21 protein-coding genes and 1 pseudogene are annotated in these 26,721 nt (G+C 52.5%); 13 read left to right on the top strand and 9 right to left on the bottom strand.

The window, feature by feature from the left end; all coding sequences use genetic code 11:
• The first annotated feature begins 91 nt into the window (after nt 1-91).
• On the top strand, nt 92-673 hold the full coding sequence (locus PED39_00280) for a flavodoxin family protein (protein ID WII07668.1): 582 nt from the start codon (nt 92-94) through the stop codon (nt 671-673).
• Here PED39_00280 and PED39_00275 read toward each other — a convergent pair whose 3' ends face one another.
• Entirely contained in the window at nt 674-1,396 is a 723-nt protein-coding gene (locus tag PED39_00275) for a hypothetical protein (protein WII07667.1), read from the bottom strand.
• A 171-nt stretch (nt 1,397-1,567) separates the two neighbouring features.
• On the opposite strand from PED39_00275, the gene PED39_00270 reads away from it, so the two are divergent.
• Both PED39_00270 and PED39_00265 read left to right on the top strand, forming a co-directional pair.
• Nucleotides 1,568-3,712: an AAA family ATPase gene (locus tag PED39_00270; protein WII07666.1), complete on the top strand. Its 2,145-nt coding sequence runs from the start codon at nt 1,568-1,570 to the stop codon at nt 3,710-3,712.
• Nucleotides 3,709-4,983 carry a hypothetical protein gene (locus PED39_00265; GenBank protein WII07665.1) on the top strand — a complete coding sequence of 425 codons (1,275 nt, stop codon included), beginning with the start codon at nt 3,709-3,711 and terminating at the stop codon, nt 4,981-4,983. Before PED39_00270 ends, PED39_00265 begins: the two co-directional genes overlap by 4 nt.
• A gap of 34 nt (nt 4,984-5,017) precedes the next feature.
• On the opposite strand, the gene PED39_00260 is transcribed toward PED39_00265, so the two are convergent.
• Nucleotides 5,018-5,806 (bottom strand): ABC transporter permease, encoded by a 789-nt coding sequence (locus PED39_00260; protein WII07664.1) that lies wholly within the window; start codon nt 5,804-5,806, stop codon nt 5,018-5,020.
• Nucleotides 5,803-6,660: an ABC transporter ATP-binding protein gene (locus tag PED39_00255; protein ID WII07663.1), complete on the bottom strand. Its 858-nt coding sequence runs from the start codon at nt 6,658-6,660 to the stop codon at nt 5,803-5,805. Before PED39_00255 ends, PED39_00260 begins: the two co-directional genes overlap by 4 nt.
• Before the next feature lie 333 nt (nt 6,661-6,993).
• On the opposite strand from PED39_00255, the gene PED39_00250 reads away from it, so the two are divergent.
• From PED39_00250 to PED39_00240, 3 genes are all read left to right on the top strand, one after another.
• The gene (locus tag PED39_00250; GenBank protein WII07662.1) at nt 6,994-8,124 is read left to right on the top strand and encodes a hypothetical protein; all 1,131 of its coding nucleotides are present in this window, start codon (nt 6,994-6,996) and stop codon (nt 8,122-8,124) included.
• A gap of 119 nt (nt 8,125-8,243) precedes the next feature.
• Nucleotides 8,244-9,407, top strand: coding sequence for an iron ABC transporter permease (locus PED39_00245; GenBank protein WII07661.1), 1,164 nt, complete (start codon nt 8,244-8,246; stop codon nt 9,405-9,407).
• On the top strand, nt 9,368-10,183 hold the full coding sequence (locus tag PED39_00240) for an ABC transporter ATP-binding protein (protein WII07660.1): 816 nt from the start codon (nt 9,368-9,370) through the stop codon (nt 10,181-10,183). Before PED39_00245 ends, PED39_00240 begins: the two co-directional genes overlap by 40 nt.
• Nucleotides 10,184-10,185: 2 nt before the next feature.
• Here the strand turns inward: PED39_00240 and PED39_00235 are convergent, their stop codons facing one another.
• The gene (locus tag PED39_00235) at nt 10,186-10,806 is read right to left on the bottom strand and encodes a 4Fe-4S binding protein (GenBank protein WII07659.1); all 621 of its coding nucleotides are present in this window, start codon (nt 10,804-10,806) and stop codon (nt 10,186-10,188) included.
• 81 nt (nt 10,807-10,887) lie between these two features.
• Between PED39_00235 and PED39_00230 the strand changes: the two genes are divergently transcribed.
• From PED39_00230 to PED39_00215, 4 genes are all read left to right on the top strand, one after another.
• Nucleotides 10,888-11,706: an ABC transporter ATP-binding protein gene (locus PED39_00230; protein WII07658.1), complete on the top strand. Its 819-nt coding sequence runs from the start codon at nt 10,888-10,890 to the stop codon at nt 11,704-11,706.
• A gap of 101 nt (nt 11,707-11,807) precedes the next feature.
• A complete protein-coding gene (locus tag PED39_00225; protein ID WII07657.1) occupies nt 11,808-13,172 on the top strand; it encodes a dockerin type I repeat-containing protein in 1,365 nt (454 codons plus the stop codon).
• Nucleotides 13,173-13,245: 73 nt separating this feature from the next.
• Nucleotides 13,246-14,310, top strand: a complete 1,065-nt coding sequence (locus PED39_00220; GenBank protein ID WII07656.1) for an iron ABC transporter permease — start codon at nt 13,246-13,248, stop codon at nt 14,308-14,310.
• The gene (locus PED39_00215) at nt 14,311-15,426 is read left to right on the top strand and encodes an iron ABC transporter permease (protein WII07655.1); all 1,116 of its coding nucleotides are present in this window, start codon (nt 14,311-14,313) and stop codon (nt 15,424-15,426) included.
• Nucleotides 15,427-15,447: 21 nt separating this feature from the next.
• Here PED39_00215 and cobN read toward each other — a convergent pair.
• The 5 genes and pseudogenes from cobN to PED39_00190 all read right to left on the bottom strand — a co-directional run bounded on the left by cobN (nt 15,448) and on the right by PED39_00190 (nt 22,743).
• Nucleotides 15,448-18,663, bottom strand: a pseudogene (cobN, locus tag PED39_00210) (cobaltochelatase subunit CobN).
• Nucleotides 18,664-19,179 carry a hypothetical protein gene (locus PED39_00205; protein WII07654.1) on the bottom strand — a complete coding sequence of 172 codons (516 nt, stop codon included), beginning with the start codon at nt 19,177-19,179 and terminating at the stop codon, nt 18,664-18,666. It lies immediately after the preceding pseudogene.
• A 16-nt stretch (nt 19,180-19,195) separates the two neighbouring features.
• Nucleotides 19,196-20,263 (bottom strand): iron ABC transporter permease, encoded by a 1,068-nt coding sequence (locus tag PED39_00200; GenBank protein WII07653.1) that lies wholly within the window; start codon nt 20,261-20,263, stop codon nt 19,196-19,198.
• Nucleotides 20,263-21,360, bottom strand: coding sequence for an iron ABC transporter permease (locus PED39_00195; protein ID WII07652.1), 1,098 nt, complete (start codon nt 21,358-21,360; stop codon nt 20,263-20,265). The genes PED39_00200 and PED39_00195 overlap by 1 nt, the downstream gene beginning before the upstream one ends.
• A 45-nt stretch (nt 21,361-21,405) precedes the next feature.
• Nucleotides 21,406-22,743 carry a hypothetical protein gene (locus PED39_00190; protein WII07651.1) on the bottom strand — a complete coding sequence of 446 codons (1,338 nt, stop codon included), beginning with the start codon at nt 22,741-22,743 and terminating at the stop codon, nt 21,406-21,408.
• 114 nt (nt 22,744-22,857) lie between these two features.
• Here PED39_00190 and PED39_00185 point away from each other — a divergent pair, with 114 nt between their 5' ends.
• The 3 genes from PED39_00185 to PED39_00175 all read left to right on the top strand — a co-directional run bounded on the left by PED39_00185 (nt 22,858) and on the right by PED39_00175 (nt 26,685).
• The gene (locus PED39_00185; protein ID WII07650.1) at nt 22,858-23,682 is read left to right on the top strand and encodes an ABC transporter ATP-binding protein; all 825 of its coding nucleotides are present in this window, start codon (nt 22,858-22,860) and stop codon (nt 23,680-23,682) included.
• 103 nt (nt 23,683-23,785) lie between these two features.
• Entirely contained in the window at nt 23,786-24,811 is a 1,026-nt protein-coding gene (locus PED39_00180) for an AAA family ATPase (protein WII07649.1), read from the top strand.
• Nucleotides 24,793-26,685: a VWA domain-containing protein gene (locus PED39_00175; protein WII07648.1), complete on the top strand. Its 1,893-nt coding sequence runs from the start codon at nt 24,793-24,795 to the stop codon at nt 26,683-26,685. The genes PED39_00180 and PED39_00175 overlap by 19 nt, the downstream gene beginning before the upstream one ends.
• Nucleotides 26,686-26,721 lie beyond the last annotated feature (36 nt).

The following is a 26,721-nucleotide window of genomic DNA, read 5'->3' as shown; positions in this document are numbered from 1 at the left end:
AACGCTGTTATTAAGCGTTCGGCTAGGGTTTCCAGCAATCGGAGGTTTTCGCCCGATAATCCTTAATAAAGTCGTGGACGATGGGGAAATCATGAAAGTCATCGCCATCAACGGAAGTCCGCGCCCTATCGGCAACACCAGCAACATCCTCAATGAGGTGCAGGATATGTTCGGCAGGGAAGGCATCGAGATGGAGGTAATCCACATCTACGAGTATCAACTCGTGAACTGCAACGTTTGTCTCACCTGTGAAATACGCGGCGATGGCAGGTGCATGGATGAGGACGATGGCTTCAACGGGATCCTCAATAAAATGAGGGCAGCAGATGGTATCCTGATGGCATCCCCCACCTACGCGGGAGCCTGTCCAAGCGTCCTTCAGACTTTCATGGAGAGGGCGGCATTGGTATTCGAGAAGGGAGATCTGGGTCTCAAAGGAAAAGTGGGTGGTGCTTTCTCAGTCTGCGCCCATGACGGAGGATCCTTGGTTTACAATCAGATGGTGGATTTCATGCTCCGCAACGGCATGGTCGTCTGTGGTTCGAATCCTCTGCCGATAGTCCATGCCTTGAATTCTCCTCAGTATGAGGATGACAAGCAGGGGATGAAGGGGGTCTGCGCCCTGGTAGAGGGCATGACCGACCTCATCCTGCGTTTGAACGGTTACCGCTGATCAGAAGAAATACCAGCCGCAACCCTCTGCAACGGAGATCTTGGCGACAGCTTCCATTCTGTCGACTGGTCCTCCGTAGCGGTTTACAAAGACCTTTCCCTCTTTCGGAAGGGCATCCCTCAGGATCTCGACTTCCTTCAGGAGAGCCTCGGCATCCTTGGGTGTGAAGATCTTGTGCGACTTGGACGATTCGGGTGCTGAAGCCGTTATGGGGCAGTTGTATTTGGCAGCGATCTCGGGGAGTTTGCTGGTGTCGGGTCCGAACGCTCCGATGCATCCGCGTCCCTTGTCCCATGACAGCGGGCATTTGGCGCACATCTCGTTCATCTCATCGAACTCCAGCTGATCCCAGCCTGTGATGATGTCGTCTTTGCTGGCGACTTTCAGAACGGCCTGTTTCTTGTCCTCGGGGAGACCCTCCATGGCAATCCATCCGGTGCAGACCTTCTTGGAAAGAGGCTGGAGAAGTGCGATGTCCTCGTCCTTCTTGACCTTGCTCATGTAAACAGCATCGGTTTCCTCGTTGATCCTGTTCCTTTTGATGAAGGCATCCCAGTCACCGACAGCTTTCTTGGCTGTTTCGAGATCGACGATGTCCTCGTACTGCAAGATATCCTCAAAGCCCTCTGTCTTGTCAACATGGACTCTGATTATTGTGGACCTAAGTTCTCTGCATGATGCGCTCTTCGCTTCCATTTCACAGATGCCGATATTGATTCCCATCGTGCTCGCCCAGCATGGTATCGGTGACCAATAATATAGATTATCCGTAACATCATGAGCAATGTCCTATCTAGGAATATTTGTCCATCAGAAACCCATCCAACAGATTTGTAATTTGATGGTTGTACCATCCAACTTATATCCATGTTAGATTATTCTATTCAGGATACTATGTATCAGCTAGCACTTTACGGAAAGGGAGGTATTGGCAAATCCACCATGGCAGCCAACATTTCCGTCGCTCTCGCCAAGAAAGGAAGTAAGGTCATGCAGGTCGGATGCGATCCGAAACATGATTCCACCAGATTGCTCTTAGGCGGAAAGGCGCAGCCTACGGTGCTTGAGTATGTAAGGAACACACCAATCGGGAAGAGAGATCTGAACGATCTCATAATGGAAGGCACCGAGGGTGTATTATGCACCGAGGCTGGGGGACCGGAACCTGGAATAGGGTGTGCAGGGCGCGGAATCCTCACAACATTCGACACTCTGAAAAAGCTCGGCGCTGACTCCTTGGACGTGGATATGAAGATCTATGACGTCCTGGGGGATGTTGTCTGCGGAGGTTTCGCAGTTCCGCTGAGAGGCGAATATGCGGATGGTATAATCCTGGTAACATCCGGGGAATTCATGGCGATGTACGCCGCGAACAACATCATGAAAGGGCTGGCCAATTTTGACACGGGCTCCCCGCGCCTGATAGGTATCCTACTGAACTCCAGAGGGGTCGATGGGGAGGAAGAGCTCGTCAAGAGGTTCGCAGCCGCCACCGGTACGGAGGTCATCGCCGTCATGCCTCGTGACAACCTGTTCGCAGAGGCCGAGGGACAGGGCCACACAGTCAGGGAGATATTCCCCGAATCGGAGATCTCCAAATCGATAGATCTGGTTGCCCAGCGTATCATCGATGTTTCCGAGGGAAAGGTATCCTGCGTCTACCCGCATCCTCTCAACGATGACCAGTTATCGGATCTCGCGGCCGGAAGGGAGATACGCCCAGGAGAGCCCGGGACGATTCGAGATCCCTGCGGCGGATGCACACGGTGCAAGAGATCCATCAGGGACTCACGCATCATGATGTCGTGCGCCGCATACGGTGCGCTGGCAGCATACATGAAGTTAAGCGATTACGCAGTGGTGCTCCACGGTCCGGAGAGCTGTCTGTATTTCATGGACACGTCCCGCAGCAAGGCCATCCTGGAGCTATATGGTAGGGATGTTTTCAAGACGGATCCCACACATCATCTGAGGTGCACCATGATGGATGATGCCGTATCGATTTTTGGCGGAGTCAAGTATCTGGAGAAGGCTCTCAATGACACAATTGCCGAGGGTCACAGGAAGATAGCTGTGGTCACCACATGCATGCCCGGAATCATCGGTGATGACTGCATAAGTGTCATCGACAGGATGATGAAAGAGAATCCGAGTGTCGAAATCCAGTATGTCCCCGCGGACGGAGACATCGCTGGGGAGTACACCGATGGTTTCATGATGGCGGTATCGAACATACTCCAGTCCGTAGACCTCGATGTCAAGCCGGAGAAGGGATTGGTTAACATCATCGCCACATCGTTCTACGATGTCCAGACCAAGAGGAACAGGGAGGATCTGGAAGAGATGCTGGGCAGGTTCGGATTGAGGATCAACTGCAATCTATTGGACGAGACGACTTCCGAAAAGGTCGTTGGATTCTGCAGGGCTTCTTTCGACATGCTTCTTAACGATACCGCGAACAATAGGGAGCTGTACGAACTGGTCCGTGAGAGGACCGGAAGGGACCTGTTCCCTATTCCTCTGCCCGTCGGGCTTTACGATTACGAGGATTGGATGTCCCGCCTAGGCGATCAATTAGATATGGTGGATACTGCCAAGTCCGAGATTGAGAGGGTGCAGGCGATCTACGATGTGTTCGTGGAGGAGCACCGCCCTCGTTTCGACGGCAAGAAGATCATAATCCTCAACAAGCTGTCATTCAATGTCGATTGGCTGATCGACCTGCTCATTGATCTGGGAGCTGACCTGGTGAAGGTAGCTGTCCAGGTTTCCGGAAGGAAGAAGAAGGCCGAACTGGTGTCCAGGCATCTGGACATCATAACGCAGGATTATGATTCTGAGAAGATGAAGGAGGACCTGAAGGTCCTGAGGCCCGACCTGATAATATCGGACATCGCCAGACCTGATGACGGCATACGCTTTGCCAGGGTCGGAAAGATAGGTATCGGGCTCAGGCCGGTCCTGGACTATGTTCAGTATCTTGAGAACATAATGCGCCTTCCAGTCATGGAGGGATGGAAGAGGGGTGAGATGAGATGAAGCGCACTCTGCCGGATGGATTCGTGGGTGCTGTGATGGCCGTAGAGAGCATATCCGATGCGTTGGCGATGCTTCACGGGCCAGGAGGATGCAGGGTTAGGTTCATGGTGTACTCCAGCGCTGTTTTCCCAAGGATGAGGCTGGAGGAGCATGACGATTACTTCATTCCCTATTTCTATGGTTACCCCAGGGTTCCTGCCACATATCTTGACGAATACGATTTCATAAACGGGGCTTATTATAAGCTGGAGGAAGGGCTTCCGATCATAGATTCCAAGAAACCCGGACTGGTGGTCATTATTAATTCTCCGGGAGCCGGGCTCATCGGAGACAACCATGAGAGGGCAATACGCGAGGCCGGAATGGAGGACCGTGCGATCTGGATGGACGAGGCTCTAGTCTCGATGCCGGTCACTCAGGGCTACGACCATACCCTCCACGAGATAATGGAGCATCTGGATCCGAAGAAAGGGGAGACGGTGAAGGACACCGTCAATATCCTGGGCATGACCGTCCTGGACAAGGATTGGGAGAGCGCTTTGGACGAGTTCAAGGAGAACATCGAGTCCATGGGTCTCAAGGTCAGGAGCATTCTAGGAGCAGGAGCGGACTTGCAGTCCCTGAGGGAATCAGTGGATTCCGAGTACTGCGTGGTCGTATGTAAGGAGGCATGCCACGACCTGTGCGAATTCTACAGATCAACGGGCCTGAAGATCATCGAGTCCGATGCCGGCGCTCCAGTAGGCTTCGACGCCACCGAGGCTTGGTACAAGACCATCGCTGAGGCAACCGGCAAGGACGCGTCCGTACCTTTGATGAGGATCGCCAAGGCCAGGGACAAGATCTATCGCAAGTTCGTAGGGATGAAGTACAACGCTCTACGTATCAAGGGACTGAGGTTCTCCATTGCGGGAATCGCCTCCGTAATAAGGCCCATGACGATGTGGCTCTATGATTATCTGGCACTGGCGCCGATTGCCGTAGATGCGGATCCTGGTTCCGACGAGGGCGAGATCGCCAAGATAAAGGAGTTCCTGGCGAGCATCGACTATGGGGATTCGTTCGGGAAGGAGCCTTTGGTCGGTTCCGATGTGGTCCTCAGCGAAGGTATCACCGCATTGACGATGAAACTCAACGGTGAATGCAAGATTGGAATCCCGATCGGCCACTCCTCTATGGGATTGGATGATGTGATCCCCAGGCCGATCTACGGGATCCAGGGCGCCATGTACATCCTGGACGAGATCCTTCACGGTGTTCGCAATTCATGAGAAAGATCCGGGGTATTCCCCCCGGTAAATATTTTCAGAACTTCCTGGTCTTCAGCAGGTAATAGTTCAATATGAACAGCGCCACCCCGAACGCGAATATCACGATCAGCGATATCCATGGGAAGTCTGGAAGGTACTCTGGCAGACACGCAGCCCTTATGCAAAGGCTGCTGTGGGTCAGAGGCAGGCAGTACAGAATAACCTGGAAGACGGTGTCCAGCGACGATACCGAGAAGAAGGTACCGCACAGGAAGGTCATCGGAAGGATGATCAGGCTGTTGAAGGTCGCCATGGACTGATGTGACTTGGCCAGCAACGCTCCGGCGACTCCAAGCAGAGAGAACACCTCGCAGCTCAGAATCACAGAAACGATTGCGAGCGGAGTGAGCTGGAGTTCGGGCGCCAGGAACAGGCCCAGCGCGTACATCAGGAAGCATCCGATCATTCCCCTGATCAGGCCCAGTACGCTCTTTCCGAACACTATGGCGGAAAGGCTCACAGGGCACATCATCATCTCATCGAAGCTCTTGTAATACAACCTCTGGACGTTCAGCCTCGTGGATGTGGAGGCGAACGAGGACGATAGCGACGAGAGTGCCATGATTCCGGGGATGACGAAAGCGACGTAGGATGCGCCTATGTCCGTTTCTCCGGTCCTGAGTCCGTAACCGAAAGCTATCAGGTAGAGCAGCGGGCTCATGATGGTCATGATGACTATGTTCGCGACGTTGTGCTTCAGGAACATCAGGTCGGACCATGCTATGTGGTAGACCTGGTGGAAGAACCCGTTGTACCTTTTGTATCCGTTGACGTTCTCGCTCATTTCTGATCACCTACCGATTTACCGGTCAATTCCACGAAGACGTCCTCCAGGTTCGTTTTCCTTATCGTCGCATCCTCCAGTTTGTTGTCGGACACGTATTGCTGTGCCTCGGCCATCGTCTTGAAGTACCTGTACTCGGTCTTCCCGTTGACCAGATTCTCGACGGCCAGTTTCCCTGTGTCCTCAATCAGTTTGCTTGGGGCATCCAGGGCGATGATCTTTCCGCGGTCTATGATTCCCACACGGTCGCAGAGTGCCTGGGCCTCCTCGATATAGTGGGTTGTGAGTACGATGGTCGTGCCGGTCTGGTTGAGCCTCTTCACCACATCCCAAAGCAGGCGCCTGGCGTTGATGTCAAGTCCTGATGTGGGTTCATCCAGGAAGAGCACCTTCGGCTGGTGGAGCATCGCGCAGACGATGGCGGCCCTTTTCTTCCATCCTCCGGAGAGCGAATCGACGGGTTTGTCGAGGTATTCTTCGAGTCCGAAGTACTCAGTCAGCTCATTGATCCTTTCGTTCCTCTCCTGCTTGCCCATTCCATGGTACATCGCATGGGAGATCATGTTCTCGCGGATACTCAGGTCCTTGTCCAGGGAGACCTGTTGCTGGATGACTCCCATATACTGCTTCGCCTTGACCGGATCCTTCATGACATCCACGCCGTTCACCAGGACCTTCCCCGATGTGAGGTTGGTAAGAGTGGAGACACACCTAACGGTGGTGGTCTTACCAGCACCGTTGGGGCCGAGGAATCCGAAGAGCTCCCCCTCGTGGACCGTGAAGGATATGCCGTCCACGGCTGTCTTCTCACCGAATCTCTTGGTGAGGTTTTCTATCTCGATAATCTCTGACATTGATATCATCAGTTGCTAAGTCAACTGACAATAGGAGTCGTCGTATATTAGGGTAATGCTCATAAAAGATTGGAATAGTTGGATGGGTAGACCTAGGGGTGCAGGGTATATCATCCAACTATTTGAAACATATAGTAAACCCGTAGGGGGTATCGGTATTTAGTAACACCAAAAACTTTGAAAATATTATCACCGCTTAATATGGATGTTATGTCCTTTATATATCCAGCATATGAATAATCGTCACCATCCACCTTATCTACTATGAGCAACTTCTTTCGCCTACACACCCTGTAAGGAAAGGAGGGCGACAACATAACCAAGAATTCAACAATGATCGTAATCGCGGTTATCGCCATCGCGATAATAGGAGTAGGCGCATACTTCGCCTTTGCACAGCAAAATCCCGATCCAGAACCGACCGGGATCACAATCGTGGACGGCTCAGGAGCCACCATTACGCTCGATGAACCCCTGACATCATGCACCATCGTATCGACAAACCCTGCGATGGCCATGAAGATCCTCGGTCTGACGGACAAAGTGGACAATATAATATTCTACACAGAGAACAAGTCACAACAGTATTACGAGGCGGGATTCACGAAAATCGACATGAGTTCTGACAAGCCTTCCGCCAAGACGATGTCCAACATCGAGTACCTTCAGCAGAAGGGGGTCAAGTACATCATCGAACCTGTCAGCAGTAACACGTTGTCTGCAGCGGCAGAGGCTGCATGCGCCAATGCCAACATCACCACCATCAAGTTGGACTGTTTCGGAGAGACGATGCTGGAGGATATGGAGAAGATGGCAACCCTGTTCGGTAACACCAATGAGATCAAGAAAGCTTATTCCGCTTACAAGGAGCTCAGGAACAAAGTCATCCAGCCCGTCGTCTCCCAGAAGACTGTGGATTCCGACCTCTTCCTGTTCTACTTCTTGGGACTCGGGGCATTCTACAACGAGACCGGGGAGCTGAGCAAGACAGTGGAGAAGATCTATGGCAAAAACGCCACCAGGCTCATAGAGGGACTCAATCCCACGAGCCCGACCACCAAGGCTCCCGAGACGGAAGGAATCTTCGCATCCCTCACCGTCATCAACGAGGAGACGCCCATCAAACTGCTCCTCCTGAGAGGTTCTGCTGGGGACCAGGCAGAGCAGCTGTTTTCCAAGTGGAATTCTAAGTCCATCCATGTTTACAAGTTCGATTACATCGATGGATCGGACAGCAATGTCTTCGCAATCGAGAGCGACCTTCTCTCCGGGCCCATGGACTACATCGCTTATGCCGCAATCGGGAAGATCGTCGGAATGGATCTGGACTTCACCGTCTCGGATCTCGTCGATGAATACAAGCAGTTGTACGGTTTCGGACCCAATACGGAGACCTACATCTGGGAGTTCCAGTTCGACGAGAACGGAGACCTCGCGGAAGTAATGCCCTCGAGCATCGATTGAAGGATCAAAAAGGATGGGGGTCATACCCCATCCAAACCGTTTTATCAAACTGTCGGAATATACAACCAATTCACACAATCCCTGACCCGACTGGTCGGGATGAAGTACGGACCGATAACATGGCTGAGGATAAGAAGGTCGAACTCTCCCGCATAATCCGCAACAAGATAGATGCGGATACCTTCGAGGGGAAGTACGATGCATCGATCCGTAAGAAGATCCTGTTCCTTTTAGCTCTGATCGCGGCATCCATCGTCACGTTCATAGCGGCCATATGCCTCGGTTCCGTGGACATCCCTCTGGGAGACCTGTTCTGCGTTTTCTTCCATCCGCTACTGCCCGATCTCGTGCCCGAGCCGTCGCAGGATTACTACTATTCATTCGTCTATGACGGAAGGATGCCAAGGGCCATACTGGTCATTCTGACCGGAGTCAGCCTGGGTGCCGCAGGAATGATGATGCAGGCGGTCCTGCGCAATCCGCTGGTCAGCCCGTTCACCCTCGGGGTATCCACAGCGGCATCGTTCGGAGCGGCCATCGCTATATTGCTGGGGGACGCCGTGTTCGGCCTCACTTTCATGGGCACCAACTTCCACCTGCTGGGCACATCCTTCACATACGGAAGCCTGCTCAGGGTGCTGTTCGCGTTCCTGACGGCTTTGGCCAGCATAGCACTGGTCATAATGATGTCCAGGAGAGGATCGTCATCCAGGTCGCTCCTGATCCTTTCGGGAGTCGTGGTGAGCTACCTGTTCCAGGCCGGAATCATGTCCACCAAATACTTCTCGGATGACGATCAGCTGAGGGAGATTACACTTTGGATTATGGGGACCATGGCCAACGGTTCGTGGGGAATCGACCTCATCATATTCCCTGTGATCGTGGTGTGCCTGATCTATCTGTTCAAGCAGTCAATGGATCTCAACGCATTGTCAGCAGGCGACGAGGTCGCAAGCTCCCTGGGAGTGGACGTGGAGAAGCTCAGGAAGAAGGGGTTGATTGTATGTACGCTGATGTCAGCCGTATGCCTAGCATTCACCGGAGTCATCGGATTCATAGGTCTGATGGCACCGCACATCTGCAGGATAATAATAGGCAATGACGCGAGGTACCTGATGCCCGCATCCGCTCTGATGGGGGTGGTCGTGCTCTCGTTGTCCGACCTGTTCTGCAGGCTCATAATCCGTCCGGGCGAGCTGCCGGTCGGCATCTTCCTCTACCTCATCGGAGGAGCATTCTTCATATGGCTGGTCACCAACAGGAAATGGGGGTCGAGACTGTGAAGCTGACCGTGGAAGGGCTGTCGCAGGGATACCAGGGCAAGGTGATCATCCATGACATCGACATGGAGGCCAACTCGGGAGAGGTGGTGACGGTCCTCGGACCGAACGGTGCCGGCAAGTCCACCATGATCAAGACGATATGCAACGTCCTGTCCCCGATGGCCGGAAGGGTATGCATCGACGGCAGGGACATCACCGACATCGATAAGAGGGAGTATGCCAAGATCATCGGCTATGTCCCCCAGACGGCGGTGTTCTTCGGCAGCGCCACCGTTTATGACAATGTCCTCATAGGCCGCAGGCCGTACGTGCAGTGGTCATATTCCTCAGAGGATATCGCCATGGCCGCCAACGCCATGATCCGCATGAAGATCGATGACCTGTACGACAGGCCCATCCACAGACTATCCGGAGGACAGCGTCAGAGGGTCACGCTCGCTCGTGCTCTCGCCCAGGCACCGTCGTTCTATGTGTTCGATGAGCCCACCAGCGCCCTAGACCTCAGGAACCAGCTGGACACGCTCAAGGTCATGCGTCAGGTGATCAACGAGACCAACGCATGCATGATAATCGCCATGCACGACCTCAACCTGGCCTACAGGTACTCTGACAAGGTCCTGGTCCTCAAGGACGGATCGGTATACGACTCTGGCGAGATCGAGAAGGTCATCACGCCCAAGATGATCAAGGACGTCTACGGTGTGGATTCGGAGATCGTCGAGGGATCCAAGGGTAAGTTCATCCATTCCTACGATTCGGACCTGGACGATCTCTGATATCAGCTGATGACCTCTCCCGATCTGGAGATGACCGTCTCAGACACGGGGATGTCCTTTCCGGACATCTCAACGGCAGCCTTCACGGTCCTGGTCATGGCGCTGCAGCAGGGGACCTCCATCCTGATGACCATGACCTTTTCGATCGGTCTGTTACGGAATATCTCCACAAGCTTGTCGAATCTTGCCCTGTCATCCAGCTTCGTGCATCCTATGACCATGGGGTCGTCATTGACGAACTTCTTCTGGAAGTTCTCGACCTTGAACGCAGTGCAGTCAGCAGCTACTATAAGGGTGCCCTTAAGGAAATCGGCCATCGGGGAAACAAGTGCGAGCTGTATGGGCCATTGGACACCGGGTACGGACATCATGTTGGGTGAGCTCATCATAGGCAAGTTTCCTAAACCGGGCGATACAGGGATCGTCTGCTTCGGAGCATCCTCGACGAAGGATATCGCATCCTGAGGGCAGGCCGGCAGGCAGTCACCCATGCCGTCGCAGAAGTTAGGTCTCACAAGTTTCGCTTTGCCATCGACGAGAGCTAGAGCACCCTCGTGGCACGCTTCCACGCAAAGCCCGCATCCATTACATTTGGATTCATCTATCTTTATCGTCTTGGCCATGCCCTCAGTAGTGTGATCTGACCATTAAATCGTTATCTTTCACAGAATGGTTTTATATCGGATTATTCCTCCAACTATAGTATGGAATTGAGGTTCAACGGAATGGGTTTTTCGTACTCCAGCGTTCCTGTGCTGGAAAATGTGTGCCTTGACCTTAGTCAGCCACAGTTCATCTCAATCATCGGCCCGAACGGGGTCGGTAAATCCACCCTCATCCATTGCATCAACAAGATCCTCTCACCGACCGTCGGTACCGTTGTTCTTGATGACAAGGAGATCTCGGAATACAACCAGAAGGAGATCGCCCAGCACGTGGGTTATGTTCCTTACACATCTTCGGATACATTCCCTCTCAGCGTCGTGGATACAGTTCTGCTGGGAAGGCATCCTCATGCAGGATGGAAAACCACCGACGAGGATCTTGAGATCGTATACAAGACACTCAAACAGCTGGAGATCGAAGACCTCGCTATGCGTAATTTCAACGAGCTTTCGGCCGGACAGCACCAGAAGGTGATGCTCGCCCGTGGACTGGTCCAAAGACCCGACGTTCTCCTGCTCGATGAACCGACATCCAATCTCGATATCAAGCATCAGCTGGGAATCTCTAAGCTGTTAAAGCATCTGTCAAGAGAAGAGAGCATCATGGTCATTATGATCAGTCACGATCTCAACATCGCCTCGAAATATTCTGACAACGTCATAATGATGCATCACGGAGGCATCTATGCGGTGGGAACACCGCAGGAAGTTCTGACCTGTGAGAACATCAAGGAAGTGTACGGTGTGGACTGTACGATCATAGATGACGAGGGCACCCCTCATCTGATAATGCATGACGACGGTTCACTGGAAGCACCTCTGTGTCAGGATGCGGTCTGTAGGATAACGACCAGTTGATGTGGTTGTACATTCTCGCCAATAATAAATATGACTTAATGGTTGATACATCCAGCAAACGGATAATACATCCAATTACCGAATTGCTTTGAAGTGATAAAATGGCAGCATTATCAAAGAATGCTATCATCGCGATTGTTGCCGTCGCTGTAATTGCGATCGCAGGAATATCTGCGGCCGTCATTATGAGCGGCCAGCCCTCATCACCCACAGTGCTTGTGGATGCAGATCTGAAGGTTTTGGGTAACGCAAACGGTGATAAGGTTCTCGATGACAAGGACGTTTCCGAGATTGAGAAGATTATTAAGAGTGAAGGAACAGCTGACAAGTACCCCCTTGCCGACGCCAACAACGACGGCGTCATCGACAGCGATGATGTGGACTTTGTGAAAGCCATTCTGAATTACAAAGACGGCGATGCTCAGGTACCCGTTTGGCATGTGAACTATCATGACAACGGTAAGGGAGTCATGGCAATGGAGATCGTCCAGACCATGTACCCGATCACATCCACGATCGCTACCGGTTCTGCTAACGGACTTATGATGCTCCAGCTTATGGATATCGTAAGCGAGGTCAAGGGAGCCTGTTACTCCTCCTCTTCCGCGGACAAGGCCCTGTTCGACACCACCTATCTCGACAAGAGCAAGTGTGTCAACCTGGGAAGCAACACCGGGGCCATCACATTCGAGGACGGAAAGGCCGGTTCCTCAGACGTCATCAAGGAGCAGAACGTGACAGCTCTGATCACTGATTGGAACAAGACCTACATCGAGAACGAGGCAGATTTCGAGAAGGGTGGAGTCGATGTTGTAAGGATTGCAGCAGCAGCCGTAGATTCTGAGGCCTATACCCACACCATTCTCCTTTTGGGATTCCTCTTCCAGAAGGAAGACAGGGCCAAGAGCCTGCTGGCGCTCTACGATGAGTGCGGTAAGCTTATCGTGAAGTACAAGGGCGACGGAAGTCTCAAGGGATGCGCATCATCTATGGCAGACCCTACCAAGTATGCTTATGTCTCTTCCCCCAGTTCCGATTATACTGAGGTTCTGATCGCAGCTGGTCTGTCCTTTGGATTGCCCGGAATCGATTTCGGCGGCAAGACATCATACAACACTTGGACCAACCTCGACATCTACAACACCGAGAAGAATCACTGGGATTACACCATCCACATCAGGACGAACATCAACTATGGTGGAACAATCAACGAGGCAACCCTGAAAGGATACACTGATGCATTCTGCAAGTACTGGGAGTACACCGACGGAGAGCACCAGTACCTGATATCCGGAGTTATGCCCGTACCTGTGAGGGTTCTGTTCGTCGAGAGCATCTTCAACGATGGTCTGACTGTCGATAAGGTCAACGAGCTCCATGAGAAGTTCGTGAAGAACTTCTTCATCAAGTCCGACCTGGACATTTCCGAGATGAAGTTCTTCGTTGACGGATCGACCCTTTACTGAAACTATTGCTAAACTCATTACCGGGATCCCTGCTCAGCAGGGTCCCGGAACATTCAGGTGTGTTGATTGAAAAATGGATTCCGATGAACTGCGTGTCAAATACGCCAAGGAGCGTCGCAAGAAGTATGCCTTCATTCTGGTATGCGTCGCCTTGGCTGTGGCCGTAACGTTCATTTCGTTGGCAGTGGGAACCAGGAATCTATCTGTGGAGCAGGTTTTTGATTTAGTTATCAACCATCTCAAGGGCGACGTCAGCCCTGAGGATGCATACGATGACAGGATCATCTGGGAATACAGGATTCCTCGCGCATTCCTGGCGGTAATCGCAGGATGCATACTGGCGATCGCCGGAACTGTCATGCAGAGTGTCATGAAGAATCCGTTGGCCGATCCGTATACAACAGGAGTATCTTCTGGTGCAGTGTTCGGAATGGCCATCGCTGCAGTATTGGGTTTCAGGATCGGTAACGGTTTTGTCGGAGAATACGCGACCGTGCTCAACGCGATAGTATTCGCGATGGTCCCTGTCGCAGTCATAATCATCATGTCCCCGTTCTTCCGCAAATCACCATCGACATTGATTCTCGCTGGAGTAGCCACTTCGTACCTGTTCAGTTCACTTACGGCACTCCTGTTGGTATCGACTAGTTCTGAGAACCTTGCGCACGTCTACCATTGGGAGATAGGAAACCTTGCAGAGCTAGGCTGGACACCTGTCTACGTTCTGTTCGTGGTGCTGCTGGTAGGAGCAGGCATCCTTTGGCCTATGGCCAATAAGCTGAACCTCATGTCGTTGGATGACAAGGACGCTAAAGCCTTGGGTCTTGACGGCAAGAACCTTCGCATAATCTGTTTGACAGTCCTGTCATTCATGACAGCATGCTTGATCGCATTCACAGGAATAATCGGTTTTGTAGGATTGGTTATTCCCCACATCGTAAGGCTGATTCTGGGCTCCGATAACAAATTCATAATACCCGCCGCAATGGCATTCGGAGCATTCTTCCTTCTTGCCTGCGATTGTCTGGCAAGATGGATGGACCTCGGTGCAACTATTCCGATTGGAGTGGTCACTTCATTCATCGGCGCACCGATTTTCCTGTTCCTCATCATAAGGGAAAAGAAGGAGGTGTGGTGAATGAATCTGAAGGCTCTGAAACCTGTGAAGGATACTCCGCCGGAAGCTCCCGTGGAGGAACACATCAAAGGATACAGGGCAAAGGAGCACCGCAGATTGGTCTACCTGATGATCCTCATAGTCATAATCGCTGCTCTGAGCATCTATTCAGCGACCATCGAGACCATGACGATAACATACGAAGAGGTCTTGGAGATTCTCAGGAAGACCCTTACCGGAACCCCTTACGACAGCCGTATGGAGGAAGTCAAGGCCTCAATCATATTGGACCGCAGTATGCCCAGGACGGTGGCCGCAATCCTCGTCGGTATCTCATTGGCAGTTTCCGGAGCCATGATGCAATCCATCACCAGGAACCCCTTGACGGATTCATACACCATCGGTATATCATCAGCCGCGATGCTCGGAGTGACTATCGGGATCGTATACGGCGTTTGCATTATCCCTGTGTTCACCGGAAACGCAGGCAACATCGTCAATGCCTTCCTGTTCGCATTGATACCTGCCGCAGTAATCACTGTGATCTCATCTTTCAAGAAGATGAGTCCAACCATGATGGTCCTGATCGGTATCGGTATAATGTACATGTTCAACGCGTTCTCCACATTCATCAAGTTCAATGCGGATCCTGATGCTCTCCAGGAGATCTACGAGTGGAGCATCGGAACACTGGCCACCGTCATCGGATGGGATTTCGCTGTCCCACTCCTAGCAGGTACCGTTCTGATATTGGTCATCGGCATAATCCTGGCCAATCACATCAACGTCATGGCCTCAGGAGACTCTATGGCTAAGGCATTGGGAGTCAGACCGATCCTGACTAGGGTCGTCTGTTTTGTTAGCATCTCCATCGCCACGGGTATCTGTGTTTGCTACACAGGAACAATCGGTTTTGTAGGTCTGGTGGCCCCGCATATCGCAAGGCTATTCGTCGGAAGCGACAACAAGATCCTGATACCTACATCAGCCGTTCTGGGGGCATTCATGATAATCTGTGCCGATATCCTTGTCAGAAGGATACCCGGCGGTCTGCCAGCAGGAGTCATAACGGCATTGATCGGTGCTCCGATCTTCCTGTACATCCTGTATAAGCAGAGAAAGAATGCAGCGTTCTGAAGATCGGTCACCGGAAGGACCTCATCTACCCTTGCTGTCAGTCAGCTCCTCGATGATCTCTTCATTCTCCAGATAGATGTCCGATAACTCCTTGAGGAGGTCGTCGGAAGCATCCCACATCTTCCTGTCGTACGCTTCCATAAGGATGTCGATCATATCGCGCATGGCATATGGGTTGGCCTCATTGATCCACTCCCTGACGTCTTCTTTGACGATGTAATCCTTTGCGAGACGGTCGTACATCCAGTTCTCGATGATATCCGATGTCGCATCCCATGCGAAGATGTATTCGAACATGTGCTTGATCTCGGTCGCGCCTCTGAAGCCGTGTACACGCAGCCCCTGTTCGTATTTCGGATTCAGGACCTTGCTGCGGAATATGAATTTGGATTCCTCCTCGATGGTGCGGAATACAGGTCTGGAAGTGTCGGCAGAGCAACCGATCACGGACATGGGCCTCTTACCCGTGACGGATTCCACCGCGGCATTGAATCCACCGAGGTACATGAAGACATCATCGTTGTCGAACATGTCGTACTCGCGACTGGTGCTGTTCTTGACGGTCACTTCTATCTTCGCCATCCTGTTCCTGAACAATCCCTCGTCCAGTACTCCGTTGTTCCTTATTCCGTAGCGGTAGCCGCCCACACCTATGTAGTAGTCCCCGATCTCCTTTCTTTCATCCCAGCAGGAGTTCCTGATGAGGACGTTCACTCCGGCCCCGTACTGTCCCGGTGCGGAACTGAATATGCGGGAGAGGGATCTAGACCTTGCCTCGTCCTCCGGGATTCCGTCGGCAATCATCTTCGACAGGTCCTCGCGGTAGTTGGCCCTGATGTGGTTGCTCTCCTCGTCTTCATCCAATTCGGCCACCATCTCTACGGCCCTGTCGATCATGGCCGTCAAGTTGGGGAAAGCGTCCCTGAAGAGTCCGCTGACCCTTACAGTGACATCGACCCTGGGTCTCCCCAGCTCTTCCAACGGTATTATCTCGAGTCTGGTCACACAATCGCCGGTTCCTGCCCACACTGGGCGTACGCCGAGTAGCCATAGCACATAGCCGACATCGTCGCCCCCCGTCTTGAGGGTGTCAGTCGCCCACAGCACTATGCCTATGCTGTCCGGATAGCGGCCGTTGTCATCCAGGAAGCGCTGTATCATCTGGTCCGCCATGGTGCATCCGATCTTCCAGCTGGCCTGTGAAGGGATACCATCCGGATCGAGCCCGTAGAAGTTCTTCCCTGTGGGAAGTATCTGCGCCCTCCCTCTGGTGGGGCAGCCCGACGGTCCCGGGGGAACATATCCCCCGTCCAACCCATGGAGGAGGCTATCGATCTCATATGTGGTCTTCCTGATGTTTGGATAGAGTTCTCCGCAGATGAAGGTTGCAACCGAGTGCAGGTTTCCGTTGCCGCTGAATTCCGAATCGATGATCTCGGAACACGCGGTATGTTCCCAATCTACCGATGTGCATCTCTCTATGAATTGCATGGTGAGATTGGCGATATCCTCAGCGACCTCCCCGTTGAACCTGTTCGTCAAGGGATCGATGTCCGAGGCGTGATCCTGCAATTGGATCAGGTCATAGCCCTTGGCTTCCGCGATGGATCTGGGAAGCGAAGGCACTGAATCGTTTGGGAGCCTGGTCAGACAGTATATCATCTCTAGCATGCGCTCTGATTCCGGGACCTTGCCGAATATGTGCAGACCGTCCTTGATGATGTTCTCCTTGACCTCTTCGACGTAGTCGTAAAGACGGACGATCGATTCATCGATCTCCTCTGAGGTCGAGTCATCCCTGATCCCGGCCTCGCTCTCAAGGTTCAGTTGCTTTATGAGCTCCAAGACGTTGCTCCTGTACGCCTCCATCTGAACCTGTTGGTTGCTGCCCCTCATCCGCATGAAGGACTGAATCGCCACCTCCAGTTCGCTGAGTTCGTCGTATGAGCCCGCTCTCATGAGCGCAGGTATGAGATGGTCTACCAATGCCGCATAGCTCCTGCGCTTGGCCTGGATCCCTTCTCCGGGGTTGCAGATGACATAGATGTAAAGATTGGGGAGCTGGGAGAGGACATAGTCGCAGGCGCAATCCTCGGACAGTCCCACTGATTTTCCAGGCAGCCACTCCAGTGTCCCATGTGTTCCCACATGGATGATGGCATCCGCCTTGAACTCGTCCTTCAGCCACCTGTAGAAGGATAGGTACTGATGGGGAATGGAGCAGTTGTGATTGTGATAAGTCGCCTGCACGTCCTTTCCGCGAGCAGGTTGGAAACTTAGCATGACATTGCCGTTGATGACTCCAGGCACGGCGATGCGCTTTTTGCTGGTGAGGATCTCTCCCGGCGGTTCGCCCCAATCCCTGATCATGCCTTCCCTCTCCCTTTCGCAGAGGGTGGAGAACCATCTCTCATAGGATTCAGGCTCGATGATTGCGCAGGCCCTCGACAGGAGGTCATTCTCATTCGTCCATTCGATGTCGTTGGTAACCTAGCTCATCACTCTGTCAGAAAGGTCCTTGCGGTCATCTGGAACCCAATCCAGCTTGTACCCTGCCTCAGACATCCTCTTGAGGAGATTGGATATGCTTTCGAAGGTGTCAAGGCCGGCAGCGCTCCCTCCGTTCGATATCTGGGGAGGGTACATGTAGAAGAGGATGGCGACCTTTTTCCTGTCGTTGGGGATGTGTCTGAGCCTGCCCCATCTGATGGCCATCTCGACGACGTCCTTGGTGCGCTGTTCTATGGGGACATGCTTGATCCCGTCCGTTTCATGAACGGTAGAACAGTGCGGTACTGTGATTATCTGACCGTCGAATTCGGGGAAGGCCACATCGTACGCAATTTCTGCGGTGGTAAGGCCGAATATGCTCCCCCTCCATTCAGATTCCGATTTGACCAGCATTGGTGATTGCAGAATGGGGACATCCAGTCTTTCCAAGAATGGATCTTCGGGAAGCGGTGAGTTGAATTTGGCTTCAGTCACAACGGAGGACGATATCGTATTGATAGCTACATCGATCAGGGGTTTTCCGTCTTCCATCAGATACTTGTCTATGATGTTCCTGATGCCAATCGATTGCGATTCTTCCTTTTCTGCGTATGTGAAGAAAACCGTGAGCGGATAACCGCCCTGTTTCTCGATGGAATCCATCAATGAGTCAATAGTGGCGAGATCCATCCCGTTCCAGCGCCTCTGGCTCATGAATATTCCGACAACTGTTTTGCTGTGGTCGATCTACGGTATGTGAGTCTCGAAAGACACGTCTGTGCAACCTGGTTTGTACACGCCCTGTCCGGGAGGAATCTGGGGTTCGGGTAGCTCGTTTTTCTCTCCCGCGATATTGTTCAGTATCCAGAAGCCGATGCCCCTGAAATTGGACGAGCCTCCCAGAAGGGCATAGTTGTAAAGGATCTCGTAGTCCGGATCCGGATAGGGGAACGTGCCCCTATGCTCATCGGCCCTTTCGCGGCTGGCGTTGAAGATGAATGTCGGTATCGACATCCTGGAGGCTTTCTTCAGGGCGATGCTGTAATTCTTGAAATATTCCAGATTCCCGGATACCCATATGTAGAGGAAATCAGTAGAATCTAAGGAATCCAGGAAGGAGGACAGAGTATCGGGATTGTTGTCTATATCTCCGTAGTCGTAATCTTCCACAGATATGTCATATCCCTCGTTCTGCAGTTGCCTGATGGAATTTGCAAGATATGAACCGTCACGGATTCTGACGGATACGATTGTTAATTTCATAGCGACACCCCGCTCCTCATTGTCCCCAGGCGTTCCTCTTCTGTCTGATGAGTATGAGCAGGAACAGCGGACCTCCTACCAGAGAAGTGATGATTCCTACAGGGAGACCGGTCGGGATGATTATACGTGAGACCACATCCGCAGCGATCAGCATGAATGCGCCTATGCAGGCGGATGTCGGGATGAGTATCTTGGCATTGGAACCCACGAATATCCTTGACACGTGAGGGGCGACCAGACCGACGAAGCCTATGGTACCTGAATAGCATACCGCTATTGCAGCTGAAATAGAAACCACGACCATCATGATTAAGCGTATTCTCTGCGGATTCACTCCGAGGGATATCGCGAGCTTATCGCTGGTGGACATGACGTTGATGCTGTTCGCCAGATACATCGAGATCACGACGATGAGAATCGTCGTTAACAAAAGGGGGATGATAGAATCCCAACCCGCTTTTCCCAAGGTACCGACAGTCCAGGAATAGATGATGGCGATACTCTCATCCGTACCGGTATAACGGAATAACGTGGATACGGATGTGAAGAAGTACATCAGGGCAATTCCTATGAGAACGATCGTCGTCGAGGAGATTTTCTTGAATGCCGAGATCAGCAGTATCGCGGAGCACGGGATGAGTGCGAATATGAAGGCCATAGTCATCATGCCGACGCCGGATACGCTCTCGGGGATCAGGGATATGCCGAAGATCACATACAGAGTGACTCCCAGCAGCGCTCCTGACGATATTCCGGTGGTATACGGATCGGCCAGAGGATTCCTTATCGTGGACTGCATCAGGCAACCGCAGACCCCTAGTATTGCGCCTATCAGGACTCCTGCGAGACCGCGGGGAATCAGATTATCCCATACGATGAAATCGAGGAGCTCTTCCTTGTTGGTGCTCGGCAGGATGTTATTAAGGCGGTTGTGGATCACCGTTAAAGCTTCCTCGAAGGATATGCTATATTGGGTGACGCATATTGAATAGGTCGTGATGACTATGGTAATGAGGATTACGGCGACTATCAATAACAGATGTTTCTTCGTAAGGGCCCTGTAGATAGATGTCAGAGGATTCATCACCACACCTCCTTCTTCTGCCTTATGATCAGGTAGAGGAATATCGGCGAACCGACGAATGAAAGGATGACGCCTACAGGTATGGCATCCAACGGAGATATCAGTCTTGCCGCTATATCTGCGGATATGAGAAAAACAGCCCCCAGGGCCATGGATGCCGGGATAACGAATTTGTTGTCAGAATCGATTAGTATGCGAATGATGTGCGGGACCACAAGTCCGACAAATCCTATTATTCCGCAGTAACTGACAATTGATGCCACCATTAGAGAGATGATGAAAAGGCAGACCACGCGCATCATGTCCGCGTCCATACCAAGGCTTTTCGCACTAGCATCTCCTAGGGTTAGCACGTTGAGCTTGGATGAGAGCATAATCAACGCTATCGATCCTACAATGTTCACCGATGCCAAGATTGGGAAATCATTCCAAGTCAGGTTGTTACTGAGGGATCCTATCTGCCAGCGATAAACGTTGGCCAGGGTCTCTGAATCGGTCATCATCATCAGGATCGTAGTCAGAGAGTTGAAGATGTAAGATATGGCCACTCCAGCTAGGATCAGTGTCGTAGGGGACGCACCAATCCTTTGGTTCAAAACGATGATCAGAAGCATCGGTACGACTGCGAAGATGAATGCGTTTAGGACACCTCCAGTATCGCCCAGAATTGTTCCGGAGCCTATCTCCAGTCCCACTATTATGGCAATGGCCATTCCGAAACAGGCCCCAGAGGATATTCCTGTGGTGTATGGGTCTGCCAGAGGATTCTTCATGACTGACTGCATGACCGCACCGCCCGCGGCCAATCCTGCTCCTGCAATTATTCCAATCAGAGCGCGGGGCAACCTCAGATTCCAAACGACATAATCATCGATGAAATCGATTGTACCTGTTTCATATTCGTGACCCATGAGATGGTCTATCAAAAGTGAATAGACTCTGGCGAAATCGATATCCGAGCCGCCTATGTAGATTGAAAAACCAAGTAAGAATATCGACAGGATGATGCACAAGACGATAAGGACGATTTTCCTGACTATGTAGGTCCCGTACTCGTCTCTGAATGATGTATGTTCAGTGTCTGCATTCTCGTTCATTCAATCACTGTAGAAGATCCAGGGCAGATGCCCTGGAAAAATGTTTCAAGCTATAGTGTTCTCCACCATTTCTTTTGTTATGTAGAAAATCTTTCCTTCCAGGTTGATGTCGACTGGATAGAACTTCTCCATAAACTCCTTGTTGAGCTTGTCTGCCCACTCCATGGTGAACAGGTCAGGATACAGCAAGGCTGCGGTGTAAACGACACGCAGGATGATGGGTGCATCACCGGGGATGATGTAGACGTTACCTTCCTTGTAGCAGTCCATCTGTTTGAGGAGTGCGAACTGGTTCTCCCACATATCGACGATGTTGATGTCTCCGGAGTACCATCCGCCAGTACGGATTGCGACGAACTTGTCCACATCCAGGTCGTAAATCCATGTGTCTCCCTCGTTGAAGTAGGCACCGGATGCGTACGTACTGATCTCTGCCAGTTTTTCATCCGACAGTGCATAGTTGGCGCCGGCCTGAATCATTACATCCTTGTAGTCGGAGTTTCCACCAGAGATCCATGCTCTGGGGTATCCAGCGTTTGCAGTCAGGACCGAATACTTCTCGTCGTCCTTGAGCTTGCTAGTCTTTTTCTGAATCTCGTCCATGGTCTTCTGCGTCCAGTCAGCGATTTCACGGCATGCGGTATCCGTCTGGAAGAGGAATCCGATCATGAGGAGCTGTGACTGGAAGCTCTTTGCGTCTACACAGGCAGCGTTGAGCCTCACGACATCGATTCCCATCTCGACCAGCAGAGGTTCCTCGTTCTTTAAGGTGGAGGCAGTGCGGTCCAGAAGCATACAAGTAACACCATAGTCCTTCTGCACCTGGGATGCGAGATCCATGTTAATCTTGGTAGTGGAGGTACCAATCTGAGTGCAGTTGACGAAGGAGGGGAACAGGGCTTTGTTCGGAGGGGATGAGGTCGTGTAGCATATTCCGTGGATGTTATCCTCGATGTGAGCATAGCTGTACATCAGGAGCATGTTCGCGGATCCGGTAGCGATGGCCGATTTCACGGGCCATTTAACGCTGACGACGTAATCCTGGATGGAATGTGTGCTCACTACGTTAACCGAACAGCTTTCGCCTTTGATGATCTTGTTTGTCAAAGCGACATCATCTGAGTTAACCTTGCCGTCGTATGTCGCGTCGGCATAAGGGTAGTCGGCAAAATCTTTCTTTCCGTCAATAATGTCTTCAATGAGTTTTACGTCATTGTTGTCAATCTTGTAATCACCGTCAGCGTTACCGTAAACCATCAGGGCGCCATCGATCTTGTAGGCTCCTCCATGGTTGTTGTTGCCATACATGACAACTACGGCCGCGGCTACTATCACGGCGACAATAACCACGACAGCGACTACCGTTGAGACTTTTTTGTCCATATGTATTCACCTGTCTCTATGAAATACAATATCGAGTATATATCATTGGATGTTACATCCAATTGTTCATATATTTCGATAATGGTATTGGGGATGTCAAAAGGTTGATTGCCTATGGAAATAGATGCGAACAAGATGTTTTTCGGCTACACGGACCTGGATGTTCTGAAGGACATCAGCTTGAACATCACCGGCCCACAGCTGGTCAGCATTCTGGGTCCGAATGGTGTCGGCAAATCCACACTCATCCATTGCATCAACAAGATCCTGTCTCCAAGCGGAGGGACCATACTTCTTGATTCGAAAGACGTTAAGGATTACAATTACAAGGAAATGGCAAAGAAAATCGGGTACGTGCCCTACACCTCGCCGGATACATTTCCCTTAACCGTGGTGGACACTGTTCTTTTGGGTAGGCACCCTCACGCGGGGTGGAAGACCACCGACGAAGATCTAGACATCGTATATGATACTTTGAAGATGTTGGGCATCGACGATCTGGCCATGAGGCCCTTCAATGAACTCTCCGCAGGCCAGCATCAGCGCGTTATTTTGGCAAGGGGATTAGTCCAGAGGCCGCAAATTCTTCTATTGGACGAACCAACTTCGAATCTGGACATCAAACACCAGTTGGGGATATCAAGGATGCTTAGGGATCTGTCCCGCCAAGAGAAGATTCTCGTGATAATGATAAGTCACGACATTAACATCGCGGCCAAGTATTCGGACAGCATCATCCTGATGCACGAGGGGTCCATCTTCGCGGTCGGTAAGCCCAAGGATGTAATTACCGAGGAGAACATTCTCACCGTATACGGGGTCAAGTGCAAGATCATCGACGACAACGGCAGTCCTCATCTCATCATGAGCGACGGTTTTGACGACACCTTGCCGGAGAACCCCGATTCCTCATGTGATGGATTCTCTCATTGTTGCTGATGTCATCGACATAACACTTTTCCAGCAGTATGCAGCCAAACAGTTGGTTTATAATACCAATTATATCCGAGGTCGTTGTTACAGTCAATCACCAGGTGTAATCATGGAGAAACTCCTATTCCCGTTCGTATCGATCGTAGGCCAAGAGGACATGAAGAGGGCTCTCCTCCTCAACATGGTGGACCCCGGAATCGGCGGTGCGCTCATCAAAGGAGAGAAGGGTACCGCCAAGTCGACCACCGTCCGTTCGTTGGCGCAGATACTTCCCTACAGGGACACTGTTGAAGGTTGTGTCTTCAACTGCGATCCCTCCAGGCCTGACAGGCTATGTCCCTATTGCGCAGAGAAGCTGGCAAAAGGAGAGAAACTTGTCCCTGAACAGGTCCAGATGAGGGTCGTGGAGCTTCCCTTGAGTGCGACCGAAGACCGTGTCGCGGGAACCCTGGACATCGAGCACGTACTGAAGACCGGCGAGAAGAAGTTCGAGCCCGGAGTCCTGGCGCAGGCCAACGGGAACCTGCTGTACGTGGACGAGGTCAATCTTTTGGACGATCACATCGTAGATCTCCTCCTGGACTCCGCAGCCATGGGAGTCAATTACATCGAGAGGGAGGGCGTGTCCTTCTCCCATCCGTCGCGTTTCATCCTCGTGGGGACCATGAATCCCGAAGAGGGAGAGCTCAGGCCCCAGCTCCTGGACAGATTCGGATTATCCGTGGACGTCAAGGGTGACAAGGACATGGAGATGCGCATGGAGGTCGTGAAGCGCAGGGTCGCTTTCGATGCCGACCCCGCGAAGTACACTGCGGAGTGCAAGGCGGAGACCGATGCCATGCGTGAGAAGATCACCAAGGCGAGGGAGCTCCTTCCCAAGGTCGTGACCGACGATTCCATCATCAGGGCGATCGTATCCATCACCACCTCGTTCGGGATCGACGGCCACAGGGCCGACATCACCATGATGAAGGCCGCCAAGGCCAATGCGGCCCTGGACGGCAGGACCGATGTCAACAAGGATGACATCAGGGCCGTGGCGGCACTCGTCCTTTCGCACCGCATGAGGCGCAGACCCTTCGAGGAGGCCGCATTCGATACGGAGGAGCTCGAGAGATGCCTCCAGTCGATCTGAGGTCCTTCCCATTCTCAGCAGTCCTCGGCATGGAGGACGCCAAGAGGGCCATGCAGTGCATGCTGGTCAATCCCAACATAAGGACGGTCATGATAAGGGGCGGGCAGGGTTCCGCCAAGACCGTACTCGCAAGGTCCGTGGGACGTATCTGCGGTAAGAACATAATCAACGTTCCCGTGAACGTATCCGAGGAGCAGCTCTTCGGAGGGATGGACATCGACGCCACCATCAAGGAGGGCAAGGCCGTCATGCAGCCCGGGCTCCTGTCCAGGGCCGACGGGAACATCGTCTACGTCGATGACGTGAACCTCATGGACCAGAGGATACTGATGTCCCTCCTGAATTCTGTCATCGAAGGCAGGGTTGTTCTGGAGAGGGAAGGCGTCTCCGCGGAATACACCGTGGACACCATGCTGATAGCAACCATGAATCCCAACGATTCCGATGTGAGCTCGCATGTCCTGGACCGCTTCGATCTCTGTGCATATGCCGCATTCCCCCAGGAGGATGACAGGAAGGCGGAGATCCTCAGGCGTAACATGGACTTCCAGAAGGATCCCGCATCATTCGTCTCACTTTACAAAGAAGAAGAGGATCAGCTCATCTCCAACATCGTGAGGGCGCAGAAGATCCTGCCCCTGGTCTCGATGTCCGATGATCTGATGGGAGTATCAGTCGAACTTGCGATGAAGGTGCTGGCCGATGGTTACCGCGGCGACATATGCATGGTCAACACGGCCAAGGCGCTCGCGGCGCTCAACGGCCGCGACGAGGTCATGAAGAAGGACGTCGAAGAGGCGGCAATGCTCTGTTTGGCACACAGGCGCAACTATGTGCAGGAGCCTCCGCCGCAGCCGCCCGAACCTCCGGAGGAGGAACAGGACGATCAGGATGAGGAACCGCCCGAGGATCAGGATCAGAACGACCAGCAGGAGCCCGAGCCCCCGGAGGAGGAACAGGACGATCGGCAGCAGGACCCCCCTCCGGAGCCGCCGGATATGGATTTCCAGCAGTTGCTGGATGACATGGTCTTCGAGATAGGGGAGCAGTTCAGAGTGGTCGATTACCTCAACGACGGTCCGAGGAAGGTCTCGAAGACATCCGCCAAGAAGGGCCGCAGAATGATGGTCGAGAGTTCGGATTCCTCCGGACGCTACGCCAGGTCCAGGATCCCGGCCGATAAGACTCACGACATAGCATTCGACGCCACTGTCAGAGCAGCGGCCCCTTTCCAGAAGGGGAGGGAACACGAGGGGCTGACCATCAGCATCCAGAAACAGGACATCAGGGAGAAGGTCCGCGAGATGCGTGCAGGATGCACCATACTGTTCCTGGTGGATGCCAGCGGTTCCCTGGGGGTCAGGAAGAGGATGACCGCCGTGAAGGGCGCAGTCCTATCCATGCTCAGGGACAGCTATGTGAAGAGGGACAGGATCGGAATGATGGCCTTCAGGCGCGATTCTGCCGAGTTGGTCCTTCCTCCGACAAGGTCGGTGGAGTACAGCTATAGGAAACTGGAGGAGATGCCGACCGGCGGGAAGACCCCGCTGGCCCAGGCCCTCATCACCGTCAACGATTACATGACATCCTATTCCCGCTCCCATGTCGGAGAGATGTGCTACATCGTAATCATCACGGACGGACGCGCGAATGTCGCGTTGAGCGAGGGCGCCAATGCCAACGACGAGGTCCTGAAGCTCGCCGAGGACATGGCGATCCCGCAGGTCAAGTGGATCGTCATCGATGCGAGTGCGGGATTCATACGGTTCGACAACGCCGAGAAGCTCGCTCAGGCACTAGAGGGAACTTACTTCAGGCTCGAGGACCTCAACGCGGACAGGCTTGCGGAGAGCGTGAGAGCGGTCATCCGCTGACGGAAGAACCAACCAACAAATACCTATGAAGTGAAT

This window comes from Methanomassiliicoccales archaeon LGM-RCC1 (genome assembly GCA_030168575.1).
Lineage (GTDB): Archaea > Thermoplasmatota > Thermoplasmata > Methanomassiliicoccales > Methanomethylophilaceae > Methanoprimaticola.
Note: the sequence above shows the minus strand (reverse complement) of the source record. Positions and strands in the feature narration are given on the sequence as shown.